Annotated in this window: 29 protein-coding genes and 1 pseudogene; 12 read left to right on the top strand and 18 right to left on the bottom strand. The window is 59.0% G+C overall.

Going from position 1 to position 26,191, the window contains the following annotated elements:
- Positions 1-13: 13 nt before the first annotated feature.
- From LC298_RS16320 to LC298_RS16330, 3 genes are read left to right on the top strand one after another with little or no spacing between them, the layout of a single operon-like run.
- The gene (locus LC298_RS16320; protein ID WP_131570816.1) at positions 14-889 is read left to right on the top strand and encodes an AAA family ATPase; all 876 of its coding nucleotides are present in this window, start codon (positions 14-16) and stop codon (positions 887-889) included.
- Positions 889-2,073 (top strand): vWA domain-containing protein, encoded by a 1,185-nt coding sequence (locus tag LC298_RS16325; RefSeq protein ID WP_131570814.1) that lies wholly within the window; start codon positions 889-891, stop codon positions 2,071-2,073. Before LC298_RS16320 ends, LC298_RS16325 begins: the two co-directional genes overlap by 1 nt.
- 12 nt (positions 2,074-2,085) lie before the next feature.
- On the top strand, positions 2,086-2,931 hold the full coding sequence (locus LC298_RS16330) for an XdhC family protein (RefSeq protein WP_131570812.1): 846 nt from the start codon (positions 2,086-2,088) through the stop codon (positions 2,929-2,931).
- A 149-nt stretch (positions 2,932-3,080) separates the two neighbouring features.
- Here the strand turns inward: LC298_RS16330 and LC298_RS16335 are convergent, their stop codons facing one another.
- Entirely contained in the window at positions 3,081-3,746 is a 666-nt protein-coding gene (locus LC298_RS16335) for an ArsR/SmtB family transcription factor (RefSeq protein ID WP_131570810.1), read from the bottom strand.
- Between the two features lie 213 nt (positions 3,747-3,959).
- Between LC298_RS16335 and LC298_RS16340 the strand changes: the two genes are divergently transcribed.
- From LC298_RS16340 to LC298_RS16350, 3 genes and pseudogenes are all read left to right on the top strand, one after another.
- Positions 3,960-5,261, top strand: coding sequence for an MFS transporter (locus LC298_RS16340; RefSeq protein WP_131570808.1), 1,302 nt, complete (start codon positions 3,960-3,962; stop codon positions 5,259-5,261).
- A 335-nt stretch (positions 5,262-5,596) separates the two neighbouring features.
- Complete coding sequence (dusA, locus tag LC298_RS16345) at positions 5,597-6,556, top strand: tRNA dihydrouridine(20/20a) synthase DusA (RefSeq protein ID WP_244596603.1); 960 nt, start codon at positions 5,597-5,599, stop codon at positions 6,554-6,556.
- Positions 6,557-6,697: 141 nt separating this feature from the next.
- Positions 6,698-6,790 (top strand): annotated as a pseudogene (locus LC298_RS16350) (sulfite exporter TauE/SafE family protein); the annotation flags it as partial.
- 38 nt (positions 6,791-6,828) lie between these two features.
- Here LC298_RS16350 and LC298_RS16355 read toward each other — a convergent pair.
- Genes LC298_RS16355 through LC298_RS16365 form a run of 3 tightly spaced genes read right to left on the bottom strand, consistent with a single transcriptional unit; the run spans position 6,829 to position 8,606 of the window.
- Positions 6,829-7,530 (bottom strand): TIGR02281 family clan AA aspartic protease, encoded by a 702-nt coding sequence (locus LC298_RS16355; RefSeq protein WP_131570803.1) that lies wholly within the window; start codon positions 7,528-7,530, stop codon positions 6,829-6,831.
- 6 nt (positions 7,531-7,536) lie between these two features.
- On the bottom strand, positions 7,537-7,773 hold the full coding sequence (locus tag LC298_RS16360) for a DUF1289 domain-containing protein (RefSeq protein ID WP_131571162.1): 237 nt from the start codon (positions 7,771-7,773) through the stop codon (positions 7,537-7,539).
- A 26-nt stretch (positions 7,774-7,799) separates the two neighbouring features.
- On the bottom strand, positions 7,800-8,606 hold the full coding sequence (locus LC298_RS16365) for an adenosylcobinamide-GDP ribazoletransferase (RefSeq protein ID WP_131570801.1): 807 nt from the start codon (positions 8,604-8,606) through the stop codon (positions 7,800-7,802).
- Between the two features lie 117 nt (positions 8,607-8,723).
- Between LC298_RS16365 and cobT the strand changes: the two genes are divergently transcribed.
- Positions 8,724-9,740 carry a nicotinate-nucleotide--dimethylbenzimidazole phosphoribosyltransferase gene (cobT, locus tag LC298_RS16370; protein ID WP_131570799.1) on the top strand — a complete coding sequence of 339 codons (1,017 nt, stop codon included), beginning with the start codon at positions 8,724-8,726 and terminating at the stop codon, positions 9,738-9,740.
- Positions 9,741-9,754: 14 nt separating this feature from the next.
- On the opposite strand, the gene LC298_RS16375 is transcribed toward cobT, so the two are convergent.
- A complete protein-coding gene (locus LC298_RS16375; protein WP_131570796.1) occupies positions 9,755-11,311 on the bottom strand; it encodes a sensor histidine kinase in 1,557 nt (518 codons plus the stop codon).
- Between the two features lie 251 nt (positions 11,312-11,562).
- Between LC298_RS16375 and LC298_RS16380 the strand changes: the two genes are divergently transcribed.
- From LC298_RS16380 to LC298_RS16395, 4 genes are all read left to right on the top strand, one after another.
- Positions 11,563-12,174 (top strand): glutathione S-transferase, encoded by a 612-nt coding sequence (locus LC298_RS16380; RefSeq protein ID WP_131571159.1) that lies wholly within the window; start codon positions 11,563-11,565, stop codon positions 12,172-12,174.
- Complete coding sequence (locus LC298_RS16385) at positions 12,171-12,806, top strand: uracil-DNA glycosylase family protein (protein WP_131570794.1); 636 nt, start codon at positions 12,171-12,173, stop codon at positions 12,804-12,806. The genes LC298_RS16380 and LC298_RS16385 overlap by 4 nt, the downstream gene beginning before the upstream one ends.
- Before the next feature lie 82 nt (positions 12,807-12,888).
- The gene (locus LC298_RS16390; protein WP_131570791.1) at positions 12,889-13,362 is read left to right on the top strand and encodes an Lrp/AsnC family transcriptional regulator; all 474 of its coding nucleotides are present in this window, start codon (positions 12,889-12,891) and stop codon (positions 13,360-13,362) included.
- Positions 13,363-13,458: 96 nt separating this feature from the next.
- The gene (locus LC298_RS16395) at positions 13,459-13,914 is read left to right on the top strand and encodes a DUF302 domain-containing protein (RefSeq protein ID WP_131570789.1); all 456 of its coding nucleotides are present in this window, start codon (positions 13,459-13,461) and stop codon (positions 13,912-13,914) included.
- 111 nt (positions 13,915-14,025) lie between these two features.
- Here the strand turns inward: LC298_RS16395 and LC298_RS16400 are convergent, their stop codons facing one another.
- Entirely contained in the window at positions 14,026-14,916 is an 891-nt protein-coding gene (locus tag LC298_RS16400) for an NAD(P)-dependent oxidoreductase (RefSeq protein ID WP_131570787.1), read from the bottom strand.
- Positions 14,917-15,016: 100 nt separating this feature from the next.
- A complete protein-coding gene (locus LC298_RS16405) occupies positions 15,017-15,259 on the bottom strand; it encodes a hypothetical protein (RefSeq protein WP_131570785.1) in 243 nt (80 codons plus the stop codon).
- 98 nt (positions 15,260-15,357) lie between these two features.
- On the opposite strand from LC298_RS16405, the gene LC298_RS16410 reads away from it, so the two are divergent.
- Positions 15,358-16,239: a LysR family transcriptional regulator gene (locus LC298_RS16410; RefSeq protein ID WP_131570783.1), complete on the top strand. Its 882-nt coding sequence runs from the start codon at positions 15,358-15,360 to the stop codon at positions 16,237-16,239.
- A gap of 6 nt (positions 16,240-16,245) precedes the next feature.
- On the opposite strand, the gene LC298_RS16415 is transcribed toward LC298_RS16410, so the two are convergent.
- The 11 genes from LC298_RS16415 to LC298_RS16465 all read right to left on the bottom strand — a co-directional run bounded on the left by LC298_RS16415 (position 16,246) and on the right by LC298_RS16465 (position 26,187).
- Positions 16,246-17,079, bottom strand: coding sequence for an ABC transporter permease (locus LC298_RS16415; RefSeq protein WP_131570781.1), 834 nt, complete (start codon positions 17,077-17,079; stop codon positions 16,246-16,248).
- Complete coding sequence (locus LC298_RS16420) at positions 17,076-17,789, bottom strand: ABC transporter permease (protein ID WP_131570779.1); 714 nt, start codon at positions 17,787-17,789, stop codon at positions 17,076-17,078. Before LC298_RS16420 ends, LC298_RS16415 begins: the two co-directional genes overlap by 4 nt.
- Before the next feature lie 92 nt (positions 17,790-17,881).
- Positions 17,882-18,664 carry an ABC transporter substrate-binding protein gene (locus tag LC298_RS16425; RefSeq protein WP_131570777.1) on the bottom strand — a complete coding sequence of 261 codons (783 nt, stop codon included), beginning with the start codon at positions 18,662-18,664 and terminating at the stop codon, positions 17,882-17,884.
- Positions 18,665-18,820: 156 nt separating this feature from the next.
- On the bottom strand, positions 18,821-19,357 hold the full coding sequence (locus tag LC298_RS16430; RefSeq protein WP_131570775.1) for a cytochrome b: 537 nt from the start codon (positions 19,355-19,357) through the stop codon (positions 18,821-18,823).
- A 3-nt stretch (positions 19,358-19,360) separates the two neighbouring features.
- Positions 19,361-20,641 (bottom strand): molybdopterin molybdotransferase MoeA, encoded by a 1,281-nt coding sequence (locus LC298_RS16435; RefSeq protein WP_131570773.1) that lies wholly within the window; start codon positions 20,639-20,641, stop codon positions 19,361-19,363.
- The gene (gene mobB / locus LC298_RS16440) at positions 20,638-21,168 is read right to left on the bottom strand and encodes a molybdopterin-guanine dinucleotide biosynthesis protein B (RefSeq protein ID WP_131570771.1); all 531 of its coding nucleotides are present in this window, start codon (positions 21,166-21,168) and stop codon (positions 20,638-20,640) included. The genes LC298_RS16435 and mobB overlap by 4 nt, the downstream gene beginning before the upstream one ends.
- Positions 21,168-21,800, bottom strand: a complete 633-nt coding sequence (mobA, locus tag LC298_RS16445; protein ID WP_131570768.1) for a molybdenum cofactor guanylyltransferase MobA — start codon at positions 21,798-21,800, stop codon at positions 21,168-21,170. The genes mobB and mobA overlap by 1 nt, the downstream gene beginning before the upstream one ends.
- Positions 21,793-22,656 carry a formate dehydrogenase accessory sulfurtransferase FdhD gene (locus LC298_RS16450; protein WP_131570766.1) on the bottom strand — a complete coding sequence of 288 codons (864 nt, stop codon included), beginning with the start codon at positions 22,654-22,656 and terminating at the stop codon, positions 21,793-21,795. Before LC298_RS16450 ends, mobA begins: the two co-directional genes overlap by 8 nt.
- A 90-nt stretch (positions 22,657-22,746) precedes the next feature.
- Positions 22,747-23,895: a multidrug effflux MFS transporter gene (locus tag LC298_RS16455; protein WP_263289238.1), complete on the bottom strand. Its 1,149-nt coding sequence runs from the start codon at positions 23,893-23,895 to the stop codon at positions 22,747-22,749.
- 642 nt (positions 23,896-24,537) lie between these two features.
- Positions 24,538-25,464 carry a DMT family transporter gene (locus tag LC298_RS16460; protein WP_131570762.1) on the bottom strand — a complete coding sequence of 309 codons (927 nt, stop codon included), beginning with the start codon at positions 25,462-25,464 and terminating at the stop codon, positions 24,538-24,540.
- Between the two features lie 249 nt (positions 25,465-25,713).
- Positions 25,714-26,187 (bottom strand): hypothetical protein, encoded by a 474-nt coding sequence (locus LC298_RS16465; RefSeq protein ID WP_223385706.1) that lies wholly within the window; start codon positions 26,185-26,187, stop codon positions 25,714-25,716.
- Positions 26,188-26,191: the final 4 nt, after the last annotated feature.

Here is a 26,191-nt window from a genome sequence, read left to right on the forward strand (position 1 = left end):
GCCGGAGATGTCCATGACCTGGCAATCCCTGCAGGACGATCTGTCCGAAACCGGCTATGTCGCCTCCGACGATCTGGCGATGGCGCTCTTCCTGGCGGTGACGTTGGGCAAGCCTCTGCTGCTCGAGGGGCCGGCGGGCGTCGGCAAGACGCAAATCGCCAAGACATTGGCGGAACTGCAAGAAACCAAGCTCATTCGCCTGCAATGCTACGAAGGCCTCGACGCGTCCCACGCGATCTATGAGTGGAACTACCAGCGGCAGTTGCTTTCGATCCGGGCATCCGCCGAGGACCACAAGCCGTCGGAGGAGGTCGAGGAGCACATATTCTCCGAGAAGTTCCTTCTCGCCCGACCGCTTCTGGAGGCAATCCGGCAGGAAAAGCCCGCCGTCTTGCTGATCGACGAGGTCGACAGGGCCGACGAGGAGTTCGAAGCCTATCTGCTGGAAATCCTGTCGGATTTCCAGATTACCATTCCAGAGATCGGAACTATCACCGCTACATCGCGGCCCTATGTGGTCCTGACCTCGAACGGTGCGCGCGATCTGTCTGACGCGCTACGCCGCCGCTGCCTCTATAACCATGTCGATTATCCCGACCGGCATACCGAAATGGCGATCATCGCAAAGCGATGCCCGGCACTGGAGGACCGGCTGGCGGAGCAAATCGTCGGCTTTGTGCAAGCGTTGCGCAGGGAAGATCTCGAAAAGAGACCGGGCATCGCCGAAACGCTCGACTGGGCCGCTGCACTGGCCGGCCTAGGGGTCAACGATCTGGCAGACGATCCCGAACAGACCCAGGCGACCTTGGTCTGCCTCCTGAAAACCGAGCGCGACCGCGCTGCAGTGCCGAAGGAGGTACAGCAGCGTCTTGTCGGGAGAGCTGCCTAATGCAGGTCACACGGTTTCGCGAAGGCGCGAAGGGCCCCGCCGACCGGCTGGCTGGTTTCATGGCTCATTTGCGATACAACGGAATCCCGGCCGGTTTGAGCGAGACGGAGACGGCTCTGGAGGCGCTCGCGGCAGTGGATGCGGGGCAACCTGGTGAAGTCCGGTCCGCGCTGCGGGCAATCTGCGTCGGCGATGCCGATCAGGAGCGCCGTTTTGATGATCTGTTCGATGCCTACTGGCTGAGCCGGGGCCGCAAGCGCGTCGGCTCATCCGCTACTTCCGCCGCGCACAACATGCAGGCGCGAAGCGGCAGCACGAGCCGGCTTGTTTCGGGTGTGAGCGACGAGACCGGCGAGGCAGACATGCCGGATGACGGAGATGAGGGGGCGACGGGTCGTTCGGGTATCGGGCGGCTCGTCGCCTCCAAGGTCACCAATATTGAGAAGACCGACCTGCGCAAGCTGATGACACAGGAGGATCTGAAGCGGGCGGAACGTGTCGCCCAGCAGATTGCCCGCAGCATCAGCGACGGTCGTTCGCGTCGCCGCAAGGCGGCAATGCGTGGCGCCGTTTTCGACATGCGGAAGATTATGCGCCGAAGCGTCAGCCGGGGTGGTGAGCCGATAGAGCTTTTCCGCCGAAAAAAGCCGGACCGCCCGGTCAACGTGGTGGCGCTGCTTGATGTTTCGGGTTCGATGACCGTCTATGCGCGGGTCTTCCTGGCCTTCCTCAAAGGACTAGTATCTGCAGACCAGACGACTGACGCCTATCTTTTCCATACGCAGCTGGTCCGCATCTCCGATGCGTTGCGCGACACCGATACCCTGCGCGCCGTCAATCGGCTCTCGATCATGGCGCAGGGTTTTGGCGGGGGCACGAAAATCGGCGCGAACCTCAAATTGTTCAACGCGCAATACGCGGCGCAGTCGGTCAACCGACGTAGCGTCGTCATCATCATGTCGGACGGCTACGACACTGATCCGCCGGAACTGCTTGCAGCCGAGCTGGCGCGGTTGAGACGGCGCGGCGCTCGAATTGTCTGGCTCAACCCGCTAAAGGGCTGGGCCGGTTATGGGCCGGTTGCGCGAGGCATGGCCGCAGCGCTGCCATATCTCGATCACTTCGCGGCGGCAAACACACTTGGCGACCTTGCTGCGCTCGAACCCTGGCTGAACCGGATCTGATTGGAAACCGCGATGGGACAGAAGTCGGACATTCTCAAACAGGTGGCGGATCTGACCAGTGCAGGCGAATCCTTCGCGCTGGCAACGGTGGTGCGCACGGTTGCGGCGACGGCGGCGAAGGCTGGTGCCAAGGCGATCATCCGCGCCGACGGGACGGTGCTCGAGGGGTGGATCGGCGGCGGCTGTGCGCGCGGTGCCGTGCTTAAGGCCGCCCGGGACGCCATCGCCGACGGCCAGCCGCGCTTCGTTTCCGTGCAACCGGAGGACCTGCTGGCAGAGCAGGGCGTTTTGGCGGGAAGCGAGAAGGAAGGAGTCCGCTTTGCGCGCAACATGTGTCCGAGCAAGGGTGCGATGGATGTCTTTATCGAGCCGGTGCTTCCGGCGCCTGGGATAGTCATCATGGGGGCAAGTCCCGTCGCGATCGCCTTGGCCGAGTTCGCCCCGCGCTTCGGTTTTCATGTGACGGTCTGCGCGCCGGAACCCGAGCAGGCGGCTTTTGCATCGGCAGACATGCGCATCGACGGATACATGCTCGACACCGCGCAACCGCGTGAGATGAATGTCGTCGTGTCAACTCAGGGACGAGGCGACGAAGCCGCGCTGCGCGCAGCTCTGGCGGTGCGTTCGGATTACGTCTCCTTTGTCGGCAGCAAGGCAAAAGCCGCCGCGCTGTCGGACAGTTTTCGCGAGAGAGGTGTCTGCAAGGATCGTCTCGCGGCGCTGGTTTCGCCCGCGGGCCTGGACATCGGCGCCATCACTCCGGAGGAGATTGCACTCTCCATCCTCGCCGAAATCGTCCAGCAGCGCCGGAGACGGCAGCGAAAAATGGCGGCGTCCGCCGAACGTGCTGGCCGGTGAGAGCCGACTTCGCCAAGCATTCGCAATTGAGATGATCCTGATGGAGATCTTGCATTGCACAATTTGTTCGCATGCGCAAAAACATGGCCATGTGAGCCGCGATCTGTCTGTTCTGGTTGTCAAAGTGGGATCGGTGCCCTGTCCGAAGTTTAGCGCGCAACTGCAAGCACGGGGCGCCCGTCTGCGCGCCACTCTGGCAGGCCGCCCTCCAGTCGCCGCGCATCAAGGCCGTGTTCGCGCAGGATGGCGACCGCCTGATGTGCGTAGATGCAATACGGTCCTCGGCAATAGGCAACGATCTGCGAGCCAGTGTCGAGTTCGGGGATTGTACGCCCGATATCGGCCAAGGTCGCATTCACTGCGCCCGGGATGTGGCCGGCGGCGAACTCGTCGGCGGGGCGGACATCCAAGACAGTGACTGTACCGTCTGCGAGCCGTTCCGCCAGAGCGTCACGGCTCAGTGGCTCGGGCGCATCTTCTCCACCTGAGAGCCCCCTCAGAATGCGCTCAACCTGCGCTAGGTTTCGTTCCGCTACCACACTCAGGAGGTTCATCAGCGCCAGCGTCTTTACGTCGGTCAGTCTGTAGATCACCCCTTTGCCATCCCGGCGGCTGGTGACAAGCCCGGAGCGGCGCAACTGCTGGAGGTGCTGGGAGCAGTTGGCTATGGCGAGGCCGGTTTTCCCAGCCAGCGCTTCCACCCCGCGCTCGCCCTGCGCCAGTTGCTCGAGGATCAGGAGCCGCGCCGGCGCAGAAAGCGCGCGCGCAACCATCGCATATTCTTCAAGGAGGGTTGACTTGGCACTGCTTGACACGCGGGATGATCCGACACTAAATCATTCAAGTGATCAATTGAATGATACCACTTGTTACCTATTTGACAATCCCGGAGCCCGCCCGTTGCCCCCTGCCAACCTCGCAGTCAAATCTGCGCTGCGCCTCGTCGCCCTTCATGGCAGGTTCCAGGCTGTGCTCGTGACGTCGGTACCGTCAATCGATCTCATCTTCGGCGCCCGAGTGGCCCGCTCATGACCTATGCTCTTGGCATCCGAGAGAACCTGCGCCCCTTCCTGGAGCAACTCGTGCAAGTCTTCTTCGTGGGCCTGACGATCGGCCTGCAGCGAACAGTTCTCCCGGCGCTCGCAGAGACGGAATTTGGAGTAATACAGGGTTCGATGACCGCGATATTCGCATTCGTCGTCTCCTTCGGGCTGGTGAAGGGTGCAATGAACTTCGTCTCGGGCCGCGTCTCGGAGCGGGTGGGGCGGCGGAAGGTGCTGATCTGGGGGTGGCTCGCGGCGCTGCCGATCCCGTTCATGATCCTTTATGCACCAAGCTGGGGCTGGATCGTCGCTGCCAATGTGCTTCTGGGCGTGAATCAGGGATTCTGCTGGTCGATGACCGTGACCGCGAAGATGGACATCGTGAAAGGTACGGAACGAGGACTTGCCACCGGATTCAACGAGTTTTCAGGCTATGGAGGCGTGGCTCTGGCAGGTCTCGTCACTGGCTATCTGGCCAGCTATTTCGACCCGCGCTTGAGCCTGTTCGCCTTCGGCCTCGTAGTCGTCCTTGTGGCTCTGGTGGCCGGCCTCGTCGCGTTTACCGAGACGCTGCCTTATGCGCGGGCAGAGGCCGACCGGCACAAGTCCGGCGAGACTTCCGGGCCGCGTCCGCGCTACGTGGAGGGCCCAGATAAACCCGCGCCCGGTGAGATCTTCGCTCTCGTCACATGGCGCAATCGCACCTTCATGGCGCTGGCGCAGGCGGGTAGTGTGGAGAAATTCGTCGACGCGTTGATGTGGGCGCTCGTGCCGGTGTTCATGGTCGGGAAGGGCGCCAGTCTGATCGAGATCGGATGGGTCACTGGCACATATGGTTTCGTCTGGGGCGGGAGCCAGCTCTGGACGGGCCCTTTGTCAGATACTTTTGGGCGAAAATGGCCGATCGTTACGGGCTTCGCTCTCTGCGCGAGCGGTGTGCTCGTCTTTCCTTTTCTCGCCTCGGTTACGTCATGGGCCGTTACGGCTGCCGTGATCGGCATCGGCATGGCGCTTCTCTATCCGACTCTCATTGCTGCAATGGGGGATATCGCGTACCCCTCTTGGCGGGGCTCGGCGCTTGGCGTCTATCGCTTTTGGCGCGATCTTGGATACGCCGTAGGTGCACTTGCGATGGGGCTAATCGCCGACGCGACCGGCGTACTCGAGGCCGGGTTCCTGTTCACCGGCCTTGCCATGGGGGCCTCAGCTCTCTGGCTGATCGTTGGAATGGAGGAAACTCACCCGCAACTAAACCCTGCACCCGAATGCAAGACAACCCGTGCGTGACGCGATAGCTGTGGCGGTTGGATTGTCCGCAGCTCACTATTCGCGCCAGAAAACGTAGAAACAGTCTTTCTATTTCAGCGAAAACAGCAAACAGAACTCTGCTGAATGGGATCATGCGATGCACGCTTATTTTCAATGTTATCGACCGAAAGCGAGTTCGGCGCCATTGGTTCTCCGATTTGCTTGCGCTATTTGGCCTGAACAAACTGGCCGGCGAAGGGTGTCGCTGATATATCCGGTGCAACCAGCTGGATGCTCCATTCGGTAAAAGAGAGATCAGGACGAATATGCCCGCGGATTTGAACTACTCCGGGCCACAATTGGCCATCGCCCCTATGATGGACTGGACAGATCGTCATTGCCGCTTCTTCCATCGGCAGCTGACGCGCCGGGCGTCGCTGTATACGGAGATGGTTGTCGCCGACGCGGTGATCCATGGCGATCGTGCAAGGCTTTTGGGGTTAAACGAGATCGAACATCCCGTAGCGCTGCAACTTGGCGGCAGCGACCCGGCAAAACTCGCCGAGGCCACCAGGATTGCTGCAGATTTCGGTTATGACGAAGTCAACCTGAATGTCGGCTGCCCTTCCGACCGTGTCCAGTCCGGCGCATTCGGCGCGTGCTTGATGCGGGAGCCAATGTTGGTTGCCCGCTGTATCGAGGCGATGGCCGCTGCGGCTCCGGCCGGTCCGCCGGTGACCGTGAAGTGTCGTATTGGAGTCGACGAACAGGATCCCGAAATCGCGCTCTTTGATCTTGCCCGTCAGGTAATCGAGGGTGGGGCGGAGGCCATCTGGGTTCATGCGCGCAAGGCATGGCTCGATGGTCTGAGCCCGAAGGAAAATCGGCACATTCCGCCGCTGGACTACAAGGTGGTTTACCGGCTGAAGACGGCGCACCCGGACGTCTTCATCGGGATCAACGGCGGAATAAAGTCGCTTGAAGAGGCGGCAACTCACCTTTCCAAGGTCGACGGCGTGATGCTGGGACGTTCGGCCTATCATACACCGCGAATTCTGACAGACGCCGACATGGCGCTCTGCGGGGTCGGCGATGTGGCGCCTGATATCGAGACAGTCGTGGAAACCATGGCCCGCTACACCGATGAGCACGTCGCCGACGGAGGCAAGGCAAGCCAGGTAACCCGCCACATGGTCGGCCTGTTCCACGGCGTTGCCGGCGCCCGTTCCTGGCGTCAGATCCTTTCGCGCGATGCGGTGCTGCCCGGCGCGAACGGAGATGTGCTGCGCCGCGCCTTTGCGTCCGTCGAGAACGGACTCCGAGCGGCGGCCTGAGTTTTCCCGTTGCTTGCCACCCTACTGTCATCCATTGGACGGCCAGCGAGCGGATGCCGCAGCATTATTGATGTTCAACTGACCGAATTTGTCGCCTTGGCGGCTGCTTCGGCCACCGCGGGCGCTCCCCAATTCGGAGCAGGTGTACTGATCGGTTTCCTTTCAACGCGGATGGGCATCGGCGGCGGTGTTTTGAACGACACCTTTATGACGCTCTTCAGCCGCCCGATTTATCTGTAGCGGGACACAAGAGCTCCTGCACGCGCGATCCGTCAGTTACGTAGGGTCATTCGCTCGCGGCTGACCTCGAACGAAGACAAAGTGTCGAGAAAATTCATCCCAAGAAGATTGGTCTCGAGCGCGTTGTCACCAACTACGAGCACGACCATATTTCGCCGTTCGATATCGCCGATCGCGATATCGACTCCGTTCAAGCGCGCTGCCATGGCCATTCCGTTTGCGGTCGCCACGGGAATGTTGAAATCGAGCTCGGCGGGATCGAAGCCTGCAAGACGGGCATTGTCTTGGGTCAGAACCACAGTGGAAGCGCCGGTGTCGACAATGAACGACTGGCGCGAGCCGTTCACTCGTCCGACAGTTTCAAAGTGGCGGCCGCGGCGGTTGAGGATGACTGATAATTCGCCCTCGGCGCTTTGCGAGGAAAGCGGCTGCCCGGGAAGTAATCCCGCAGTCACGCGGCTGGCGCTCTCCTGTAGTTCAAAACGATATTCATAGCCAGTCACGAAGACGATCAGCAGGACGAGCCATACGCCGGCCTGGCGCGCCAACGTGCCAAACCGTTGTCCGGATGCAAAAAGGCCGGCAGCAAGAACTATGCCGAGAAGGCCGAGATAGATGGTGCTCGCGAACTGTTCGTCAGTGATGGGCCCGATCATGCCGGTGTTTCCATCGAACAGGAGAATCAGCAGACCTGCCCCGAGAATTCCGAATACGATGAGCGCTAGTCCGTTCATGGCTTGCTACGTTTTGCTCGGCGATGTTTTGGCGATTTTTTGCGCCACTCGCCGGCGACGGGTTTCGCGGCGCGGCCTTCGCTCGACGGTCTCAAGCCTTTCTGGCAATTTTTCCATGATCCGTTCGCGCTCCTCGGCGGAGTAGAGCGTCCAGGCGCCAATTTCGTCGCTCGTACGCCCGCATCCAAAACAATACCCTGAATTCCGGTCGATCGAGCACACGAGGGTGCAGGGCGATTCGATCATGTTCATCACGATCCTTTCATTCCTCAGGTGGGGATTGTGATGCGCGAAGCAAGCCCGGCGAGAGAAGCGATCTCAACGAGTTGCTGGCAAGCGCCGAGCGTATCCCCGGTTTGTCCCCCGATCATCTGACGGCAAAGATACTCGAACCCCCGGAAAACTGCGAATGCAAGCACCAAGGCGGTCGCCATGGCTAAAAAGCCGTTCGCAGTCGTCGCAAGGATAGCAAAGATCGAGAGGCCGACGATGCCGGCGCGACGGACCGCATCCGTGCTGGGGGTTTCCAGACTGCCCGCCAATCCATCCGGCCGTGCTGACGGCAGGTTTGCCCAAAACCAAACGATCGCGGCGCGGGAACCGGCCGCGACGGCGATCATGGTGAGGGACGCGGCGACTGCGCCGCGGTATTCCAAGATGGAGCCGACAGCTCCGACGCGCAGCAGGAGGCCACCGGTAAGGGCGAGGGCGCCGAAAGCACCAATGCGCGAATCCTTCATGATCTCCAGCCGGCGCTGCGTCGTTGACCCGCCGCCGAACCCATCGGCGACGTCTGCCAACCCATCTTCGTGAAACGCACCAGATACGGCCACCAAGGTGAGCACTGCGAAACTAGCCGAAAGATAGGGCGGCAAGCCGATCAGCGAGAGCGCCATAAGGAGAAACGCCGGCAGTAACGCGATGGCAATGCCGGCCAAGGGAAACGCAGCCGAATCTTGATGCATCGAATGCGGTTCTTCACCTTCGAGAAAGTAGCGTTGGGGCACCGGCAAGCGGCTGAGAAAGGAAATCGAGCGCATTGTCTGCCCGAAAAGGACTTTAAAGGCGTTGTTCATATCGGCCTTGGACAGAAAAAGTGGTTGTGAGCGCGTGTGCAAGGCTCGTCTTCGGCTTTGGACGTGTATAGGGCAGGGGTCAGCAAGAGGCCATAGCGTTCAGGAACGGAGCATAGAGTGACGAGCGGTCTTCCCTTTGACGATTTTCGTAACCTGCTGAGGGACTTGCCGGGTCCCGACGAAGACGCAGTCGCGGCCGTTCGGGCGCGCGATATCCAGTTGACCAAGCCCCCCGGCGCCTTGGGGCGTCTTGAGAGCATCGCCGAATGGCTCGCTGCATGGACTGGACGGCCGCCAGCTGTAACGCGCCCGCTGGTCGCCGTTTTTGCCGGGAACCACGGCGTGGTGCAACACGGCGTTGCGCCTTTTCCAGCGAGCGTCACCGCGCAGATGGTCGAGAATTTCGCTGCTGGGGGCGCTGCAATCAACCAGATATGCGTGGCGCACGATCTCGGATTGAAGGTTTTCGATCTCGCCTTGGAATATCCGACTGGCGATATCACGCAGGATTCGGCAATGGACGAGAAGACCTGCGCTGCAACGATGGCGTTTGGGATGGAGGCAATCGCCGGCGGGACCGATCTTCTTTGTCTCGGTGAGATGGGAATTGGCAATACGACGGTCGCCGCGGCTATCTTCCATGCTCTTTTCGGCGGTGAACCCGCCGACTGGGTGGGACCGGGTACGGGTTCGGCCGGCCCGGTGCTGGAGCGGAAGATCGAAGCCGTCGGTCAGGCGGTTCAATTTCATCGTGATCATATCGGCGATCCACTGGAAGTTCTGCGCCGGCTGGGAGGGCGAGAGATTGCCGCCGTAGCTGGCGCCATTCTTGCGGCTCGGATGGAGCGAATTCCGGTGATTATCGACGGGTTCGTCGTAACGGCGGCTGCCGCGGTGCTGCATGTCGCCAATCCATCGGCGCTGGACCATTGTCTGGTGGGCCACGTATCCGCCGAGCCTGCGCACGCGCGGGCGCTAAATGAACTCGGCAAGGAGCCGCTTTTGTCGCTGGGCATGCGACTCGGCGAGGGAACGGGGGCCGCTCTCGCTGCCGGCATCGTCAAGGCGGCCGCGCTTTGCCATCGCGGCATGGCGACCTTCGAACAGGCGGGCGTAAGCGAAAAAGAAAGCTGAACGGCGCGGGCCGCTCAAGAGGCCGCAACGACCGAAGAGTCACTCTTGACCGGCTTTGCCATCCTTGGCTGGCGTACGGGCTCGGCCGGAAGTTCATCCATCACGCGCGCGGCCGGGAAGATCACAATTGCTTCCGTTCCCTCGCGCAGCTTGGATTTAAGCGTGAAGGTTCCTTCGTGCATGGCCATAAGGGCCTGAACAATTGGAAGGCCCAAACCCGTCCCCTGTTCGGCGTTCTTGATCGCGATTGCACCCTGTCCGAACGCTGAGAGAACAATGGGAATTTCCTCCTCGGAGATGCCCGGACCGTTGTCTCGGACGGAGACATACTGCCCGCCTGACGAAGTCCATCCGGACTTCACGAGGATCGAGCCGCCCGCCGGCGTGAATTTCACGGCATTCGAAAGGATGTTCAGTGCCACTTGGCGGAGGGACCGCTCGTCGGCGAAAAGGCGGGGCATTTCCTCTTCGAAGACATGTTCGATTCCGATGCGCTTCTGGTCGGCTTTCATTTGCACAAGACCAATACAATCGTCGATCACCCGGACCAGATGCAAAGGCTCTTCCTGGAGTTCCTGTTTTCCCGCTTCGATCCGGCTCAGATCCAGGATCTCATTTATAAGCTTGAGAAGATGCGTACCCGATTGATTGATGTCGTGGGCATAGGAGCGGTAGCTCTCGTTCTCGATTGGCCCGAGAACCTCGTTCGCCATGACTTCGGAAAACCCGAGGATGGCATTGAGGGGCGTGCGCAGTTCGTGGCTCATCGAAGCCAGAAAACGTGATTTCGCGAGATTGGAATCTTCGGCGCGCCTTCGCGCCTCTTCAGAGATGGATCGTGCCATCTCGAGTTCGGCAATCAGCGAGTTGTTTTCGTTTCTGAAACTGAGCGAGGAGAGGCTCGCTCGTTGCAGCCGCACTGCAATGAATGCGAAAAAGAGCATGGCCAGAAGGAGCGCAGCGGCCGCAGCGGCTGAGCGTCCTGAGACAAGCGCTTCTTGCGAGATTGCGAAAACCAATACCGGGACGGAAAATTCCGCAAACACGGCTCCCCGCAGGTTGTGACTGATTGTCACCGTCGCAGCCATGGCGATGACGAGGGCCATCGCCTTAAAAAACAGGAGGTCGATCTCGTTGCAGCTGGCACAGTCGGTATAGGCGAACCACCCCCAGCCAAGTCCCAAAGCGAAATGGATGCCGCGAAACATATTTGCCCAGCGTTTCGGAGTCCGTTTTCTCACTGAAATGGAAAGGTATTTACGTGCTGCGAAACTCATGGCGACATAAACAAATGCCATCATGGCGGCCCAAAGGAAAATTGTAGCGCCGATCCCGACCGGCAGCGCGGCGGTCGCGATCATCGTCGTCAGGGCGAGCGTGGCAATCGTGCTCGCCTTGACCGCTCGGGCATTTATGGCCAGAAGTTCGCCGTCGAAGTCAGAGTCTGAAATGCCTTGTTCGGCAAGCCGGTCGCGGGTGCGCCGTACGGCCTTTCGAACATCACTGTTGCGATAAGACTTGCGCCGATCAACGATCGTCTTGTCGGGCGCGTTCGACGGTAAATGACTCATGATTCCAACAGCTTACACAACGAACGGCCGACGCAGACTGAACGAATTGGTGAACAAACAGTATTGCCGGAACGTTAAGAACTCCCTTCCAGACGATGACTGAGGCCCAAGGGCGCGTCCTGAAATAGTCGCTGACGGCGGTAGACATCGGTCTTAGCGATGTGGTCATTCGCATTTGGGGCTGCGGAGAATGTTTGCGCGGCGTACAGGAAAAGAGAGCGCATCTGATGACGACCCGCAAATTTGCAGACATTAAGCTTTATGATGGTGGGCGTGCGCCCAATCCGCGACGGGTACGGATGTTCCTGGCGGAAAAGGATATCGAGGTCGAGATCGTGCCTGTCGACATGGGGGCTCTCGGCCACAAAGAAGAAGCAGTGACCACCCGCAACCCGATGCGCAGGCTTCCTGTGATCGAACTGGGTGACGGGCGGGTGCTGAGCGAATCAATGGCGATCTGCCGGTACTTCGAGTCGCTGTCCCCCGAGCCCCCGTTGCTCGGAACGGATCCTTTCGACCAGGCGTTTGTCGAAATGTGGCAGCGGCGCATCGAACTCCATCTTCTCTTTCCGGTTGCGCAGGCTTTCCGCCATATTCATCCGGCCATGAAGGAATGGGAAGTTCCGCAGGTCGGCGAGTGGGGTGAAGCCAACAAGCCGAAGGCGCTCGACTTCATGAGCTTTCTTGACGGAGAACTCGCTGACCGGCCCTTTGCGGCCGGCAATGCTTTCACCGTCGCCGATATCACGGCAGTCATCGCCATGGATTTCTGCAAGCCGGCGCGGATCGAGATTCCCGGAAAGCTTGAAAACCTCCACCGCTGGTATGCCGCGATTCGCGAGCGGCCAAGCTATTCCGCATGAACGAGACGATCAGCCAGTTGTCGCGCAGTATCGGCGGATGTCGCATCTGCCGCGACACGCCGAGATACGGGGCGGCGCTGCCGCACGAACCCAACCCGGTTTGCGTTCCGTCGACCACGGCGAGGATTTGCATCAGCGGTCAGGCGCCGGGCACACGCGTGCACCAGTCGGGCAGACCGTTCACCGATCCCTCGGGAAACCGGCTTCGCGACTGGATGGGTATCGATGAGGACGTGTTCTACGATCCGGGTCGCGTGGCGATCGTGCCGATGGGCTTCTGTTTCCCCGGTCACGACAAGAAGGGCGGCGATCTTCCGCCGCGGCGCGAGTGCCGTGAGCACTGGCATGACGCCGTGTTTGCCGCCATGCCTCAACTCGAACTGATCCTTGCCGTTGGACGCTACGCGCAGACCTATCACATGGGCGACCAGGTAAGGCCGACGCTCACCGAGACAGTCAACAATTGGCGCGCGGTGTTCGAGGCTGCAAAATCTGACGTCATGACTCGTCCGCGCATCTTGCCCCTGCCGCATCCCTCGTGGCGCAACAACACCTGGCTCAAGAGAAACCCGTGGTTCGATACGGAGATTCTGCCAGTGTTGCGAGCGGAGGTCGCACGGCTCGCGGCGTAATTTTTGCGCATTGCAGGAATTGTTTTTTACATGTTAGGTGATATTTGGAGGAAAACGAAAAAATTTTCCAAGAGGTTGCCAAATGGACAAGCTCGATCGACGAATCCTGCGGCTGCTGCAGGAGGATTCCACTATCGCGGTCGCTGACCTGGCAAAGAAGGTCGGACTTTCCACCACGCCCTGCTGGCGGCGCATCCAGAAGCTCGAGGAAGAGGGCGTTATCCGGAAGCGGGTGGCACTGCTCGACGCGGAAAAGATCAATGCCCGGGTCACCGTATTTGTTTCGATCCGCACCAATTCGCACTCGACGGAATGGTTGAGGCGGTTTTCCGAGGTCATTGTGGAGTTTCCGGAAGTAGCCGAGTTCTACCGAATGAGCGGCGACGTTGATTACTTGCTGCGGGTCGTCGTTCCTGACATCGCTGCATATGACGCCTTCTACAAGCGGCTAATCTCGAAGATCGAAATTCGCGATGTTTCGTCTGCTTTCGCCATGGAGCAGATCAAGTACACGACCGAGTTGCCCCTTGACTACATGGTGCTCGGCAAGGCCTGATCCTTCAGCCGGAGACCGTTCCAGTTTTGATGGCGATCAATTTGCCAGGCGCCTTCGGCTGCTATGTTTGCTCCGTCTCAAACAGGGAGAAGTTCAATGACATTGAAATTTCTTGGAGCCGCCTTGGCTGGTGCGCTTTTTTGCGGCGCGGCGATCGCTGCCGAAGATGTGGAGACGAACGTCAGTACAAGTTCGTTTGAAGATGTCTCACAAGCTGTCGAGGACGCGATCGTCAATCGCGGCTACAAGATCGACTACCACGGCTTTATTGGCGACATGCTCAAGCGGACAGCCGAGGATGTGGGCGCGGAAAAGCAGATCTATACCGATGCGGAGTTTTTCACGTTTTGCTCTGCCGTGATTTCGCGCAAGGTGATGGAGGTCGAGCCTGAAGACATCGCCTACTGTCCCTACGTGGTTTTCGTTTACGAAAGAGCGGACGAGCCGGGGCAGGTGAAAGTCGGCTTTCGCCGTTTGCCCGAAGGCGGGCCGCGCGATGAGGTCAATGCGATGCTGAGCGAAATCGTCAAAGAGGGTGCCGAGGGGTTCTAGCCTTTCCTTTCCATTTGGCATTTAGCGATATCGGGCGGTCAGGTCTGATTAAGAGAGTTTCTCGCCATCACCCGTGCGGACCGCTGCCGCCCTCCGGGCTTTCGAGGTGGTTCAGGGCTTTCGGTCTCCGTCGAATTTCTGCAGGCGCGCCAGCAGGGAGGAGGTGTCCCACCGGTTGCCACCCATCGATTGGACCTCCTTGTAGAACTGGTCGATAAGGGCTGTTGCAGGAACGGCCGCGCCGATATTGTCGGCTTCCGACAGGATGATTCCCAAGTCCTTGCGCATCCAGTCGACAGCGAAGCCGTGATCGTATTTGCCGTCAATCATGGTCTTGTGACGGTTTTCCATTTGCCATGAGCCGGCCGCCCCCTTGGAAATGACGTCGATCACCTTTGCCATGTCCAAGCCCGCCTTGAGGCCAAAATTGATGCCTTCGGAAAGGCCCTGAACGAGGCCGGCAATGCAGATCTGATTGACCATCTTGGTCAATTGGCCTGCGCCGGTCGGGCCCATCAGGCCAACCATGCGCGCGAAGCTCTCGATCACCGGTTTGGCGCGCTCGAAGACTTTATCATCACCACCGCACATTACGGTGAGAACCCCGTTCACTGCGCCGGCCTCACCTCCTGAAACCGGCGCGTCTATGAAGCCGAAACCGCTATCATCAGCAGCTGCGCGCAATTCGCGTGCGACATCGGCCGAAGCCGTCGTGTTGTCGATGAAAATCGAGCCATCTTTCATTCCGGAAAAGGCGCCGTCTTCGCCAAGCGTAACCGACCTGAGGTCGTCGTCATTGCCGACGCAACAGAATACGAAATCGCAGTCTCGGGCAGCCTCCCTGGGAGTCGCCGCCATCGCTCCACCGAACTGATCGACCCATTTCTGTGCCTTGGCTTGGGTGCGGTTGTAGACAGTGACGTCGTGCCCGCCTTTTGCGGCCAAATGACCGGCCATATGATAGCCCATTACACCAAGGCCGATGAACGTTACTTTTGCCATGCCTTCGATCCTCTCCAAGAACTGTCCTTTGACATAGACGATCGCTGGAGAGGGTCAAAGACCGATCAGGCCGATTTACGAACTGCCCGGATGTGAACGCTCAAAAACTGAAAAATCGAGGTCTATGGCGTGGCAGGGCATGCCGTGGCGCCGAGGTCGCGATCTTGTAGCTCTTGCCCGCGCAGGTGAATGAGGTCGCTCTCATTTCGTTCGGTAATTTTCTGACGATTGGGCCCGAACGCCGCGCCGACCACGCAAAGCCGCGGGATTTCACGCCGCTTTCATAAGCGCCGCGATCTGCAAGCACTGCAGTTTTCAGCGTGTCGGCAAAAATGTTCAGCATCGTACCGCTCCTGGTCAGTTCTGGTGGTTCCCAATGTTGACCTTTGGCATCGGAAATGCCAGTCAGGAATAATTCAGATATGTTAGATGAGCTTTCATATGGACTGGCGGGGAATTCCATCGCTGAACAGTTTGAGGGCCTTTTCGGCAGTTGCTGACGCGCTGAGTTTTTCGCATGCTGGCCGTGCGCTCAATGTGAGTCATGCTGCCGTCAGCCAGCAAGTCAGGGCGCTCGAAAAGCATCTGGGCGCAACGTTGGTTACGCGGGACGGGCGCGGCTTGGCGTTGACCGCCGAAGGTGCGCTTCTCGCCACCCATCTGGAAGACGCCTTTCAATCCATACGTCGAGCGGTCGATCTCTTTGCCGAGGAAGAACAATCACGTCCACTCAAGGTGACGATGACGCCGACCTTTGCCGTCAGTTGGTTGATGCCGCGCATTTCGGACTTCCGGCTCGATCATCCGGATATCGAACTAATGCTGAATCCCACAGCGGAAGTTGTTGACCTGAGACCCGGCGACACTGATGTCGCGATACGCTTTGGACGCGGTGAATGGGCGGGTGTAGAAGCCGAGCAGTTGCTCGCGACGAATTTCGTCGTCGTGGCCGCGCGTTCGCTCGTGGGAGACAACGAATTCCAGGATCCTGAGTCGTTACTCCAATTTCCCTGGTTGCAGGAACTTGGCACGAACGAGGTGTCGATGTGGATGCAGAGGCAGGGCGTGATTGCAGCGCGCAAGCTGAATGTCACTCACTTGCCGGGCTACATGGTCCTGGATGGGCTGCGGCGTGGTGACGGAATTTCAGCGACCGCCCGAGCATTTGTTGAGACCGATATCCAGACGGGCCATCTGCGAGTGTTATTTGAAGATGAAAGACCCGGGTCGGGTTACTATATCGTGACCCGTCCCGGGATGATGCGGCCTCCGCTCAAGGCGTTTGTCTCATGGCTCAAGCGCCACGCGCGATTCCACGGCTAGCATCCGCTAACGGACCAGATGACGAGTAAGCCTTGCTTCCAGCGCATTCCAGATGTTGCGAAGCGCTTCAACGATGACGAAATAAAATACGGCCGCCCAGATATAGACCTGAAAATCGTATGTGCGAGAGAAGGCACGCCGCGTTTCTCCCATCAGGTCCAACACCGTCACCAGAGCGACGATAGCAGATCCCTTGATCATGAGGATGAGTTCGTTTCCGTAAGGCCGCAGCGCCACGATCAAAGCCTGCGGCAGAATGATCTTCCGGAATGTCTGCAGCCGGGATAACCCGAGCGCTTTCGCAGCCTCCCATTGACCCGTTGGAACGCTTTCTATCGCACCGCGAAGAATTTCGGCTTGGTAAGCCGCTGTGTTCAACGAAAATGCGAAAACGGCGCAGTTCCATGCATCGCGAAAGAAGACCCAGAGACCGACTGCTTCGAGTTGCGGCCGGAACGAGCCGAGGCCGTAATAGATCAGGAAAAGTTGGGCGATCAGTGGCGTGCCGCGGAACAGGTAGACATAGCCGAAAGCAAGGCGGCTGAAGACCGGGTTTTTGGACAGGCGACCGAGCGCAACCGGTACGGAAAGAATGGCGCCTGCGACGACGGAAATGCCCACCAGTGCAAGTGTCGTTTGGAGACCGGAGAAAAGTCGCGGGCCGTATCGCGCGACCTTGTCGGAATCCCAGGCAGCCGCGAGATAGAAAATCAAGCCCGCTCCAGCGGCAATCCAGAAAGCCATAATGAGGACCCCGGCGATGCGGCTGCGTGTCCATGGCCTTGGCGGGACGGGCGGTGCCGGTTCCGAGGGCGCATACGCGTCGATTACCGAAGTCATCGGGCCTGCTCGCTTCGTTTGCCATACGCCTCGATGCGGGTCAGCGCCACTGACGACAGCAAAGCAAGCGCCAGAAAAAGCAGAAATGCGAGACCGAAGAACAGAAATGCCTCCTTGGTAACGCGGGCCGCCACGCCGGTCTGGCGCAGGATGTCAGTGAGTCCGATGGCGGACACGAGAGCCGTGTCTTTGAGAAGAATCATCCAGAGATTGCCCAGGCCGGGGAGTGCGATGCGGACCAGTTGCGGAAGGATGATCAGGCGCATGACCTTGCGCGGCCGAATTCCGAGCGCATATCCGCCCTCGTATTGTCCCTTCGGGATTGCCCGGAAGGCCGACAGGAACACCTCGCTGGCGTATGAGGAAAAAACGAGGGCAAGTGCCACAACTCCCGCCGCAAACGAGTTGATTTCCACACTGGTCTGCGCGCCGATTGCGTTGAGCCCCTGCTGAAGTCCGATCTGCAGGCCGTAATAGACCAGAAACAGAGTCAGGAGCTCCGGAAGTCCACGAAAGATGGTTGTGTAGACATCGGCTGCCGTTCGCAGCGACCATTCGCTGCTCTGCTTTGCAAGCGCGATTAGAAAACCGATGAAAAGTCCGAGCGGCAGCGTCACAAGGGCTAGGGAAATGGTGATGACCACGCCCCACAAGATCTCGTCGCCCCAGCCCTCATTGCCGAAGCTGAGCAACGTCAGATATTTATCCATCCAACTCGCTTACCGTTCATTCCACCCGCAAACAACGTTTTGCCGGAGGAAGTGCCGGGCGGGCAAGTGCCGCCCGGCAAACAGACAGTCAATTAGCCGCCGTACACGTCAACGTCAAAATACTTGTCGTTGATCTCCTTGTAGGTGCCGTTGGCTATGATTGCGTCAATGGCGGCATTGAACTTCTCGCGCAGTTCGTCCTCACCCTTGCGGATTGCGATGCCCGCACCTTCGCCGTTGATCACCGGATCGGGCGTCAGCGTCCCGAGAATCTTGCAGCAGGCTCCGTCTTCGGTCGCAAGCCATTCCGAGAGGACGATGACGTCGTCGATCACCGCGTCGATGCGGCCGTTGGCTATATCGAGCTTGTATTCGTCCGGCGTCGGATAAAGCTTGATTTCTGCCGACGACAACTTCTCTTCCGCGTAGTTCGAATGCGTCGTCGCCGACTGGGCTCCAATCGTCTTGCCGGAAAGCCCGGCATCGGTCGCCTCGGTGATGTCGCTGTCCTTCGGGACGGCGATTGCCGGCGGCGAGTTGTAATACTTGTTCGTGAAGTCGACCTTTTCCTTGCGTTCCTCGGTGATGGACATGGATGCGATAATTGCGTCGAACTTGCCTGCGAGGAGGGCCGGGATGATTCCGTCCCAATCCTGCGTGACGAATTCGCAATCGGCCTTCATTTCATCGCAGAGCGCTTTGGCAATATCGATATCAAATCCGACCAACGATCCATCAGCTTCCAGGTTGTTGAAGGGCGGATAAGCGCCTTCCGTGCCAATCTTGATCTTCATGGCATGATTGTCGGCTTGTGCGCCGCCAATCGTCAGCGCAATCGCCGCAGTTGCGGCAAGAAGTCCGCTCGTCAAACGCATGTTACTTTCCTCATTGTATCAATCTTTTCGTGCAAGGCATTGTCATGCCTCAATGAAAGCCCTTCAAAATCCTCCCGGGCTTGAGGGCTGATATTCCCATTGTTTCTTCAAGAATTGCAACCGTTAAATCGCCGTCCGGTCGCCTCAAACTCGGCGTTAATGTCCGCCGCGAACGGGTTTCAACATGCGCCATATCAACGCGTCCTTGTCGATAATGGCGTGTTTTGCGGCGAACAGGATATGGAGCGCGAGGAGCGGCACGAAGGCGTAACCTGCAACGGCGTGTACCTGTTTGAAAAAAACCAGCGCGGGCGGATAGTCGATGGATGGAATCCCGAGTTCTAGCAACCCGAAGAATGTCAGTGGTTCTCCGGCTAGCGGCGGAATTAGCAGACCCGCCGCAACCCCGGCGAGAATGCTCAGGAGGAAGCCGATTTGGACGAGCCGCGCCACCAGATTGAGGAGCGCGGGCTGATCCGGGACACGCGGAAACCCCCTCCGAAACCGCCACCAGGCGTGGAATAGAAGTACTGGCGCGGCAATCAGCCCGATCCCGACGTGAATCGGGCGAACGTCATCTTGACGAAGGAGGAGAAGGGCGGTCACCAGAATTGCTGTGGTCCAATGCGCTGCGATCGAGATCAGCGAATAACCGGCGTACCGATCGCGCCTGTTAAGGGCTTCAAGTTTCAACGCTCATACAACCCCGAATTCGGCGAAAGGAATGAAATCGACCATATCGCCACGGCGCACACTCGTAACTTCTTCCCCAAGCTCGATAAGGCCGTCGGCCGCACGCAGCCCCGAAATAAGCCCCGAGCCGTCCTGCGGGTACTTTGCCACGGTCAGCGCTCCGTCGGCGGTCTTTGGCACCAAGTGGCCGCGCAGGAACTCGCGGCGGTCGCGCTTCTTCTTCGGAATGTCGAAGGCCGCCGGCAGCGGATAACGCACCGGGTCTCTATGGTCGGCGCCAGCCAAAGCATCCATTGCGGTTCGGACGTAAAGCAGGAAACAGACGAAAGCCGCGACCGGATTGCCGGGCAGACTGAGTACCACGCAGTCGCCAATCTGACCGAACATCATCGGCCGGCCCGGCTTTATGGCGATCTGCCAGAGGTGGCGCTTCCCAAGCCTGTCCAGTGCGGCGAGCATGTGGTCTTCCTCGCCGCGTGAGGCGCCACCGCTGGTAATGACGAGATCATGGCTCTTGGCGGCTTCTGCCAAGGCGCTCTCTATGCGCTCCGCACGGTCTTCGACAATACCAATATCGGTCACGAGGCCACCGAGCGATTCGACGAGCGTTCGCAACATGATCGCGTTGGAATCGAACACTTGGCCATGTCTGATGGTACCGCCCGGCGCCACAAGCTCGTTTCCGGTAGACATGACGGCTACTCGCAAGCGCGATCTGACTTGAATCTCGGCGAGGCCCATCGAGGCAAGGGCGGCAATATCCTGGGCGCGGATGATCTGTCCAGCCGGAACCACCGTCTCGCCGGTGGCGAGATCCTCGCCGCTGTGGCGGCAATTGGCGCCTGCCTTTAGTCCTTCCGGGATCAGGATCATCTCGCCCTCGATCCGGCAATCCTCCTGCATCGCTACCGTGTCGGCTCCGTCCGGCATGACGGCTCCCGTGAAGATGCGCACGCATTCCCCCTGCTTGAGATCTCGGGCTTCCGTATCGCCCGCGGCAAGGCGCCCGCCCAGAGAGAGTTTACCGGCATTTTCGGCATAATCGGCATGGTTGAAAGCGTAGCCGTCAACAGCTGAATTTTCATGCATGGGTACAGGCCGGTTAGCTACCACGTCGCGTGCGGAAATTCGGCGGTGTGCCACGGCGAGAGGAACGATCTTGACTGAGGCGACACAAGCGAGGCGTTTGCGCAAAAGGGCCATAACGTCAGCGTGGCGCATCCGGTCGGTATCGTGCAGGAAGCAATCGTCCAGCAGTTTGCGACGGCCGCCCCGGTCCGTCATGCGGCGCTCTCTTTGTTCAGGCCGGTTCGCCGCTCGATGAAGCTCGCGATGGCTTCGATCTCGGAATGATCGAAAAACGGCAGACATTCGCCGCGGCTCTTTTTCTCGTCACTGACTACGGCGACGATGTGCGAATCCGTATCCGCAAGGCGGGCCTTGGTGGTGGATTCGCGTCTGCGCATCTCGATCTTCTCATGCGTCTCGCCCTTATACCCCTCGACGAGAACAAGATCGCAGGGCGAAAGGTGTGCAAGAATGTCAGCCAGCGGAGGCTCTGGCTCTCTCTTGGCATTTTCATGCATGATCGCCCAGCGCTTGCCCGAGACGATTGCCACCTCGCGTGCGCCGGCCTGCCGGTGGTTCCAGCTGTCGGTGTTTTCGCGGTCGATATCAAAGGCGTGATGGGCATGCTTGACGGTCGACACTTTCCAGCCGCGGGCCGTAAGTTCGCGCACAAGCGCGGCCGTCATGCGGGTCTTTCCCGAGTTTTTCCAGCCGGTTACACCGAATATGCGCGGAACTGTCATTACGCCGCCTTCTGCAATATCGCCTCAGCCCTTGCAAGTTCCTCGGGTGTATTGGCGTTGAAAAACGGATCGGTGCCATCGGAAAGTAGCGCAAAGTTGCACATAATCAGCGTGTGCCGCCGTGCCCAGGCCATGACCTTGTACGTGTCGGTCGCAGCCATCCACGCCTGCAAGTCGCTCGCGAGCGCAACCGGCCAGAGCGCAAAAACCGGGTGCCGATGTCCATCCGATTCGGCCATCGCGATCGTTGTTTGGCCGGTTGCTTCCTCCGTCAGGCGCGCAGCCAGATCAGGGGGAAGGAATGGCGTGTCCGCGGCCGCGGTAAGGACGTGGGTGACACCGGTATCCAATCGATGCGCCCACAGCATTCCGGAAAGTATTCCCGCGAGCGGTCCAGCGTGCCCCTCCACCGTATCCTCGACGACCGGTTTTCCGAATTCAGCAAAACGTTTCGGATCGCCATTGGCGTTGATGGCGATCGCCTCGACTTGGGGCTCCAGTCGCGCGATCACGTGCTGAAGCATCGGGCGGCCGCCGAGATCCATCAATGGTTTATCGCCGCCGCCCATCCGCCGCGAGAGCCCCCCGGCGAGGATCACCCCGACAACGCGAACACCATGCCGGTCAACCATTGCGCGCACCTTTTCGTACGGTGGTCCGGTCTTCGTCACCAATCGTGTCAGGGTCGAGATCGAAGTCGATCCGGTCGGCCCCGGCGAGAGCGATGAAACGCTTTCCCCGCGCTCGTCCGATCAGTGTAAGCCCAGCAGATTTGGCCAGGTCCACGCCCCAAGCCGTAAACCCCGAGCGTGACACTAGAATGGGAATGCGCATCATCACCGTCTTGATCACCATCTCGGAGGTCAGACGCCCGGTCGTGTAGAAAATCTTATCTTCCGGATCGACGTTATTGACGTGCATCCAGCCAGCAATCTTGTCGACAGCGTTGTGACGTCCGACATCCTCCATGTAGACCAGCGGGCGATCTTCGTGACACAAAACGCATCCGTGGATCGCCCCGGCTTCAAGATAGAGGCTTGGCGTCGTGTTGATCGCGCGGGTGAGTGCGTAAAGCCAGGATGTCTTGAGTCGCGCCGACCTGTCCAGCTTAATACCGTCGAAACCCTCCATGACATCGCCGAAAACCGTGCCCTGCGCGCAGCCGGAGGTGCGCACTTTCTTCTGCAGTTTGTTCTCGTAATTGGTCTCGCGTTGGGTTCGAACGACAACGACACCAAGATCCTCGTCGTAATCGACGCCGATGACCGGATTTTGGGGCTCCAGCATGTGCTGATTGAGAAGATATCCGATTGCAAGCAGGTCCGGATGATCGCCAATCGTCATCATTGTAACGATTTCCTGGCGGTTCAGGTAGAGCGTAAGGGGTTTCTCGGCGACGACCCGCGTGGAGACCGGCCGCCCAGTATGGTCGATTCCCTCTACCGCGCGCGAGAGACCTTCTGCCATCGGGTCAGGCGCCACAAGCATGCCCGAGCCTCGATCTTCGGGAATATGTGCATGTCTGTTCATAGTCAGATAGTGATCAATTCGCGCTCAGGCTGCAACGGGCGTTTGGTATTAGGCCTGTCGCGTCATCCGTACTGCCTGATGCGTAAAGCCGATCGCGATCAGGCCGCAGGCGGCGAGGAACAAGCAAAGCGGGATTGGGAGGCCCGTTTTTCCCACAATAACGCCGGCGGCGACCGATGCTAATGCACCCAAACCGATCTGCAGTGCGCCGAGGAGGCCGGAGGCGGCACCGGCCGCCTCAGGGCGCAGACCGATCGCGGCTGCCGTGACGTTAGGTAACGTCATGCCGTTGCCAACGCCGACAAGCGCGAGCGGCAGAAAGAAGGATAGCGGATGTTCGAGACCGGCGGAAAACAGGACAATCGTGAGAAGCGGACCGGTGACGGAGATGAGGGCGCCGTCAAGCATCATCCGCTCGAGCCCGCGTCGTTCGGAGAAACGGCCGGAAAGAAAATTCCCCACTGAATAGCCGAAAGCGCAAAAGGCGAAATACAAGCCATAGAAAAATGGTCCCAATCCAAGATAGACGCTGGAGACAGCCGGGCCACCGCCAAGGAAACCGAAGAAAATGCCGGAAGTGAATGCGGCAACGCCCGAATAGACCCAGAAAAGTGGAAGGCGCAGAAGTGCACGATAGCTGGCGATCTGGTCACGTAATGGCGCGCCGCGAAATCGGTTTGTCTCGGGTAGAGTGAGTAGCGCAGTGCAGATTGCGATCATTCCGAATGCGCCGAGGGCTACGAATGACATGCGCCAGTTTGATATCTGGTCGATGAAGCCCCCGATCGCAGGACCTACCATCGGTGCGATGGCCATCCCCATCACGACGTAACCAATCATGCTGGCGGATTTCTCGCGCGGATAAACGTCGCGCACTATGGCGCGGGACAAGACAAGACCGCTCGCACTCGCTGCCTGGAAAACGCGCCCGGCTAGAAACATCGCAGCGTTGCTGGCGAAAACGCACATTGCCGTTCCAATCAGGAAAAGCACCATGCCGGCGTAGATCACAGGCCGGCGTCCCAACTGATCGGACAATGGTCCGATTACCAACTGCAAGGCAGCCGTCATGAGCAGGTAAAGAGACAGGCCAAGTTGCACCGTTGCGTAAGGCGCGCCCAGATCTGCTGCGATGCTTGGCATCGAGGGAACGAAGAGGTTGATTGCCAGTGGACTTACAGCGGTCAACAGAACCAATGTCAAAATCGACGGCCGCGGTCCTGTCCACTCGACATTCTGACATGGATCCGCAACAGGGATTTCCCGGCTTGCCATAAAATTTGCCTCCCCCGATCGCCGATGAGGGGACCGAAAATACCGTCGATTTGAGCTGCCTGCGATAATCAGAAAGGAACCGACGTGTCCGGAGCGCCCCGGCGTCCTTCTCATCATTTCGGCCGACAATTATCGCGAGACGATTATCGCGAAAGGACACGGGTATAGCGAAGTGTATGTTGGAGCAATCTTCCTTAAACACGATGTTGAAGCGAGGAAGGTGCCCTTCTCGTTGCCAAGTCGCGCGACTGTAGCTGAGCTCGGATCAGCGTCCGAAGACTGAGCCGAAAATATTGCGGATGGCTGCCCGTCTCTGTCGGCGTGCTTCCGCGATCAAACGATCGCTTTCACGAGGGGCGAAGGTGTGACTGTTCCGATTTTGGCCGGACATTTTCGATTTTCCTTATTTCGACGGGAGTCCAGATCGGATCCCCCGTTCTTAGCTAGACCGAAAATGTGAGTTTTACGTGTGCGAATCAACGCGTCCGCCACGCTATTAAGCGACATCAGCCATGCAATATTGCCATGGTTGCAATTCAACCCGTCGGAGCGGGTCAATCAGCTTCAGGTGCCGCGCGCGGGAGGCACCGATGCCGCGGAAATATTGGCTGATGCGGCTCTCCGCGAGACAAGCCGCTCGCGGTAGAGCGTATACAAACCTGTTGCAATGATTATCGACGCCCCGAAAGCGGTCAGTGCGTCCGGGATTTCGCCGAACACGAGGGCGCCGAGCGTGATAGCCCACAGCAGGCTGGTGTAGCGAAAGGGCGCGACCACGTGAATGTCCTCTCCGACACGCATGGCAACAACGATACCTTGATAGCCGACAAACAGAAACATCGATGCGATCGCCAGAACGCCAAACGTTTTCAGATCCATCGGCGTCCACCCACCAAGAACCTCCATTAGAACCGCTCCGCAAGCTGCCACCGCAATCGTCGTGACAAGCGAGACGGCAACGGAAGGGACCTCGACCGGCAACCTCCGTGTGGCGAGGTCTCGCGTGGCGGCGAACACAACCGTCATCATGGCGGATAAAGCGAAGATGTTGAACCCTTCCAGACCCGGCCGGATAATAACGAGAACGCCGACGAAACCGACACCGATGGCTGAAATACGTCTTATGCCGACCGGCTCGCTCAAGAATAACGCGGCGCCGAGGGTTACGGCCAAAGGTAGCGCCTGCAGAATTGCCGACACGTTCGCGATCGGCATTTTGAACAAGGCAGTTAGGAAGAATATGGTGGCAAGGGCCTCTGCCGCGACGCGTATCATCATCGGCTTCGTTCGGACCGCTCTAATGGGCATGTTTGTTCGAGATGCACGGACGAAAGCAACCAGAAACACCATCATGATAAGGCCTCGGACTAACATGACCTGTCCGGCGTTGATCGTTTCTCCGAGCGATTTCACTAAGACATCGTTGATGGTGAAGCCCGCCATCGACCCAGCCATCAGCAATGATGCGCGCGTATTCGCAGACAGGGGCATAAAGAAATTCCCGAGAAAGTGTGAGAGACGAAAATTTGGCCTCAGTCCAGCGCGGAGTCCCACCCCGCTAATGGTCTGATTTCACCATCGAATGGATCGTTGATCTCACAAATCTTCGAGCAGACCGACCCTTCTCTCAGGGTGTGCCGTTGCCCGGATACGAGTCGCCTGATCGCCACCATTTTCAAAATTCGTGCTCTGTGCGACGGGGCGGCATCGAACTCGCCCCCGGTACGTGCGATGTCTAAATCACGGGCCGTCCAGCGAGCGCGCGATTGGCCCCACAAACGGATCGTACTTGTCGCGAAACCGCACAGGATACCGCATCGTCATTGTGTGGATTACGCCGTTGGAACCAAATTCGTGGCGCTCGTAATAAATGATATTGTCGTCATAGCCCGACACAACGAGCCAGTTCTTGCCGGATGCCTTGTAGGTTGCCGGAATGCCGTTCGCCGAAGCGACATCGACAAGTTGCTTCAGCAGTGATTGCACGGTAACGCCATCGGCCTTTCTGCGTGCAAACACAATGAGTTCCGCATCGTCAGATGAAACAAAGGTCCTGCCGTCTCCATTCGATGGTGCTGGATCGATCCTGTCGAACACGTCAGCGGGGAACGAGATGCTTGTGCCAAAGCGTTCGTTTTCGTAGGTGAGCGTGTCGGCGTCAGCCGCCACGGCTCCAAGAAAGAGCATCATTCCCGCTGAGACAAGCCGTTGCACTGTC

Source organism: Oricola cellulosilytica (genome assembly GCF_019966575.1).
In the GTDB taxonomy this organism is placed as follows: Bacteria; Pseudomonadota; Alphaproteobacteria; order Rhizobiales; family Rhizobiaceae; genus Oricola; species Oricola cellulosilytica.

What these genes read in the sequence shown, in the direction of transcription:
- LC298_RS16400 (WP_131570787.1), bottom strand. Translation starts at nt 14,916, where the DNA reads ATGGCAAAAGTAACGTTCATCGGCCTTGGTGTAATGGGCTATCATATG.
- LC298_RS16420 (WP_131570779.1), bottom strand. Translation starts at nt 17,789, where the DNA reads ATGGATAAATATCTGACGTTGCTCAGCTTCGGCAATGAGGGCTGGGGC.
- LC298_RS16390 (WP_131570791.1), top strand. Translation starts at nt 12,889, where the DNA reads ATGGACAAGCTCGATCGACGAATCCTGCGGCTGCTGCAGGAGGATTCC.
- LC298_RS16450 (WP_131570766.1), bottom strand. Translation starts at nt 22,656, where the DNA reads ATGCTTGTGGCGCCTGACCCGATGGCAGAAGGTCTCTCGCGCGCGGTA.
- dusA (WP_244596603.1), top strand. Translation starts at nt 5,597, where the DNA reads ATGATGGACTGGACAGATCGTCATTGCCGCTTCTTCCATCGGCAGCTG.
- LC298_RS16355 (WP_131570803.1), bottom strand. Translation starts at nt 7,530, where the DNA reads ATGAACGGACTAGCGCTCATCGTATTCGGAATTCTCGGGGCAGGTCTG.
- LC298_RS16340 (WP_131570808.1), top strand. Translation starts at nt 3,960, where the DNA reads ATGACCTATGCTCTTGGCATCCGAGAGAACCTGCGCCCCTTCCTGGAG.
- LC298_RS16415 (WP_131570781.1), bottom strand. Translation starts at nt 17,079, where the DNA reads ATGACTTCGGTAATCGACGCGTATGCGCCCTCGGAACCGGCACCGCCC.
- mobB (WP_131570771.1), bottom strand. Translation starts at nt 21,168, where the DNA reads ATGACAGTTCCGCGCATATTCGGTGTAACCGGCTGGAAAAACTCGGGA.
- LC298_RS16405 (WP_131570785.1), bottom strand. Translation starts at nt 15,259, where the DNA reads ATGCTGAACATTTTTGCCGACACGCTGAAAACTGCAGTGCTTGCAGAT.
- mobA (WP_131570768.1), bottom strand. Translation starts at nt 21,800, where the DNA reads ATGGTTGACCGGCATGGTGTTCGCGTTGTCGGGGTGATCCTCGCCGGG.
- LC298_RS16320 (WP_131570816.1), top strand. Translation starts at nt 14, where the DNA reads ATGACCTGGCAATCCCTGCAGGACGATCTGTCCGAAACCGGCTATGTC.
- LC298_RS16325 (WP_131570814.1), top strand. Translation starts at nt 889, where the DNA reads ATGCAGGTCACACGGTTTCGCGAAGGCGCGAAGGGCCCCGCCGACCGG.
- LC298_RS16395 (WP_131570789.1), top strand. Translation starts at nt 13,459, where the DNA reads ATGACATTGAAATTTCTTGGAGCCGCCTTGGCTGGTGCGCTTTTTTGC.
- LC298_RS16385 (WP_131570794.1), top strand. Translation starts at nt 12,171, where the DNA reads ATGAACGAGACGATCAGCCAGTTGTCGCGCAGTATCGGCGGATGTCGC.
- LC298_RS16435 (WP_131570773.1), bottom strand. Translation starts at nt 20,641, where the DNA reads ATGACGGACCGGGGCGGCCGTCGCAAACTGCTGGACGATTGCTTCCTG.
- LC298_RS16375 (WP_131570796.1), bottom strand. Translation starts at nt 11,311, where the DNA reads ATGAGTCATTTACCGTCGAACGCGCCCGACAAGACGATCGTTGATCGG.
- LC298_RS16460 (WP_131570762.1), bottom strand. Translation starts at nt 25,464, where the DNA reads ATGCCCCTGTCTGCGAATACGCGCGCATCATTGCTGATGGCTGGGTCG.
- LC298_RS16330 (WP_131570812.1), top strand. Translation starts at nt 2,086, where the DNA reads ATGGGACAGAAGTCGGACATTCTCAAACAGGTGGCGGATCTGACCAGT.
- LC298_RS16425 (WP_131570777.1), bottom strand. Translation starts at nt 18,664, where the DNA reads ATGCGTTTGACGAGCGGACTTCTTGCCGCAACTGCGGCGATTGCGCTG.
- LC298_RS16365 (WP_131570801.1), bottom strand. Translation starts at nt 8,606, where the DNA reads ATGAACAACGCCTTTAAAGTCCTTTTCGGGCAGACAATGCGCTCGATT.
- LC298_RS16410 (WP_131570783.1), top strand. Translation starts at nt 15,358, where the DNA reads ATGGACTGGCGGGGAATTCCATCGCTGAACAGTTTGAGGGCCTTTTCG.